We start from the raw sequence: 1,883 nt of genomic DNA on the forward strand, positions 1-1,883 counted from the left end.
ATTTTGTTGGGATTAAAATTGTTTTTCTTGGAGTTTTGCGCTCTGAGTTTGGTACTGTCTCCAGCAACCAAAGCACCACCGATGAGTTCAAAGTGTGTCGCTAGTTTAACTGTTGCCCGAAAAACGCGAGCAATGGCTTTAGAATTGTCTTTTCGGAAATTAGCAATGGTGTTGTGGTCCGGAACCAAACCTTTCAAAAGCCAGATGAGTTCAATGTTACGATTGCATTCTTTCTCCAAAGTTCTGGAGGAACGCATGCGATTGAGGTAGCCGTAAATAAAGAGTTTGAGTAAATCCGAAGGATGATAAGCGGGTCTTCCGTTCTCGACAAAATCGAAAATGAATCCAAAATCAGCGAGTTTAAGACGGTCTACAAAAAGGTCAATGAGTCTGATTTCGTTGTCTTGCGCAATGGCATCATCAATCGATGAGGCAAATAGCGGGAGTTGGTTTCTGTTGGTTCCGTTGATGAATTTCATGCTTAAATATACATAAAACCAACGAATTATGCAAATTATTTGAACGATTTTTTGTACAAATTATCTAACATAGAGAAAGGAGGTTATTAGACAGTTTGACGTTCTCGCGCTACAAGCAGTTTGGGACTAAATTAAGCCCATTGTTCGGATTTGCCAAATCTTCCAAATACAAAACCAACTTCAAATTCAGCCAAATCCCCAAATTGCTTGTAGCGTGTGTTAGCAACAGTAATTATTCACAATGTATTTCGTTTTGTTCAGATTACCAACACTTTCAAACATGTTTAATTCGATTCCCTTTTTCAAATCTCTACTAGCAGTTGCAGAAGAAAGGTCTTTGAAAATATTCATATAATCTTTTCTAGTAAATTCTTTTATGCCAAGTTTTAGAAAGTATTCTAATCTGTCTAAGTCTTTTAAAATTCTATTATTGTAATTAAGTAAACTGCCTAAAGATTTATCAATTACATCAAGCATGTATTCTATAAAACATGTTGATTTTCCTGATTTATCACTTAATGACAAAGATTTATAATAATCATCTTGCGTTTGGCTAATTAATGTTTCAAATGGCAAAAACTCAAAAATTGGATATTCAGACATTAAAATTAAAGTTTGCCATAATCTTCCCATTCTTCCATTACCATCTAAAAAAGGATGTATGAATTCCATTTCATAATGAAAAACACAACTTTTTATTAATGTTAATTCATCAGAGTCTTTAAGATATTCAAATAAATCTTTCATTAGATGCGGAACATTTTCATGAGGTGGTGCAATGTGTTCTACTTTTGTTCCTTTAACTATTCCAACACCTTGTTTTCTATATTTTCCTGCACTCTCAATTAGACCATTCATTAACTCAAGATGTGCTTTTAAAAAGTTTTTATCAGATGAAAACTTATATTCTTCAAGTTTGTCATAAACCGTAATAGCATTTAATACTTCTAAGACATCTTTTTTTGGACCAATTACTCTTTTGTTTTCAATCAATGCAGTAATTTGTTCCTCAGTTAATGTATTACCTTCAATCTGTAAAGATGAGTGTATAGTTTTGATTCTATTTTGTTTACGAAGTTGTGGAGATTGCTTATTTAGATAATTAGCGTTTACTTCTCCAATTTTTTCGGAAATAGAACTTATCAATTTTAAAATTTTAAGCGTTATGTCGTATGGTGGTTTCATTGATACTATCATTTGATACTATCAAAAGTAGCATTTTTTCTGCAGTCTCCAAAATTATTGTTGCTAACGTTATGCCACTTTGAGATGGCTGGAAGTTCGTAACCTCTTAATTTTCGGCTTAACGAAAACTTGATGCGAAACGATAATTCCACTAAACTCCAGCTAGCTCAAAATGGTTGTGTGTGCCTTGCATGCACTTCCAATTCCTCAAAAGTAGGA

General features: G+C 33.4%; 2 protein-coding genes. Both read right to left on the reverse strand.

Annotated elements, in window-relative coordinates; genetic code table 11:
• Window positions 1-479 (reverse strand): transposase (locus EKL97_RS15480; protein ID WP_148104000.1); only part of this gene is annotated, 479 nt, incomplete at its 3' end.
• 219 nt (window positions 480-698) lie between these two features.
• On the reverse strand, window positions 699-1,664 hold the full coding sequence (locus EKL97_RS15485; RefSeq protein WP_126569307.1) for a Fic family protein: 966 nt from the start codon (window positions 1,662-1,664) through the stop codon (window positions 699-701).
• Window positions 1,665-1,883 lie beyond the last annotated feature (219 nt).

This window comes from Flavobacterium sp. LS1P28 (assembly GCF_003970335.1).
Lineage (GTDB): Bacteria > Bacteroidota > Bacteroidia > Flavobacteriales > Flavobacteriaceae > Flavobacterium.